General features: G+C 52.4%; 1 rRNA gene. It reads right to left on the reverse strand.

The annotated features are described in order from the left end of the window. Positions 1 to 1,327 (reverse strand): 23S ribosomal RNA (locus tag ACIPIA_RS16390); the annotation flags it as partial. Positions 1,328 to 1,354 lie beyond the last annotated feature (27 nt).

The following is a 1,354-nucleotide window of genomic DNA, read 5'->3' on the forward strand; positions in this document are numbered from 1 at the left end:
TACGCCGATGAACGTTGCGTAGGAAACCTTGGGCTTACGGCGAGGGGGCCTTTCACCCCCTTTATCGCTACTCATGTCAGCATTCGCACTTCTGATACCTCCAGCATCCTTTACAAGACACCTTCACAGGCTTACAGAACGCTCTCCTACCACGCACATTGCTGTGCGTCCGCAGCTTCGGTATATAGCTTAGCCCCGTTACATCTTCCGCGCAGGACGACTCGATCAGTGAGCTATTACGCTTTCTTTAAAGGGTGGCTGCTTCTAAGCCAACCTCCTGACTGTTTTAGCCTTCCCACTTCGTTTCCCACTTAGCTATATTTGGGGACCTTAGCTGGCGGTCTGGGTTGTTTCCCTCTTGACACCGGACGTTAGCACCCGATGTCTGTCTCCCGTGATTGCACTCTTCGGTATTCGGAGTTTGCTATGGCGGGGTAATCAGCAATAGACCCCCCAACCATGACAGTGCTCTACCCCCGAAGGTGAGACACGAGGCACTACCTAAATAGTTTTCGGAGAGAACCAGCTATTTCCAGATTTGTTTAGCCTTTCACCCCTATCCACAGCTCATCCCCTAACTTTTCAACGTTAGTGGGTTCGGTCCTCCAGTACGTGTTACCGCACCTTCAACCTGGCCATGGATAGATCATCTGGTTTCGGGTCTACACCCAGCGACTCAACGCCCTGTTCGGACTCGCTTTCGCTACGCCTTCCCTAATCGGTTAAGCTTGCCACTGAATGTAAGTCGCTGACCCATTATACAAAAGGTACGCCGTCACCCGTTGCCAGGCTCCGACTGTTTGTATGCATGCGGTTTCAGGATCTATTTCACTCCCCTCCCGGGGTTCTTTTCGCCTTTCCCTCACGGTACTGGTTCACTATCGGTCGATCACGAGTATTTAGCCTTGGAGGATGGTCCCCCCATCTTCAGACAGGATTTCACGTGTCCCGCCCTACTTGTCGCACACCTAGTTCCACAAATCTGTTTTCGCATACAGGGCTATCACCTGCTATGGCCGGGCTTTCCATCCCGTTTTGCTAACAGTTCTGCTAAAGAGTGCAAGGCTCTTCCCATTTCGTTCGCCACTACTCTGGGAATCTCGGTTGATTTCTGTTCCTGCAGCTACTTAGATGTTTCAGTTCGCCGCGTTCGCTTCCCTTGCCTATGTATTCAGCAAGGGATGACCCATTCGGGCCGGGTTTCCCCATTCGGACATCTCCGGATCAAAGCTTGTTTGCCAGCTCCCCGAAGCTTTTCGCAGGCTACCGCGTCCTTCATCGCCTGTGATCGCCAAGGCATCCACCACATGCACTTGTTCGCTTGACCCTATAACGAGTGTGTCTAACGTCTCCG

Origin of the sequence: Allobosea sp. CER48, assembly GCF_044752385.1 — a bacterium.
Classification (GTDB): Bacteria; Pseudomonadota; Alphaproteobacteria; order Rhizobiales; family Beijerinckiaceae; genus Allobosea.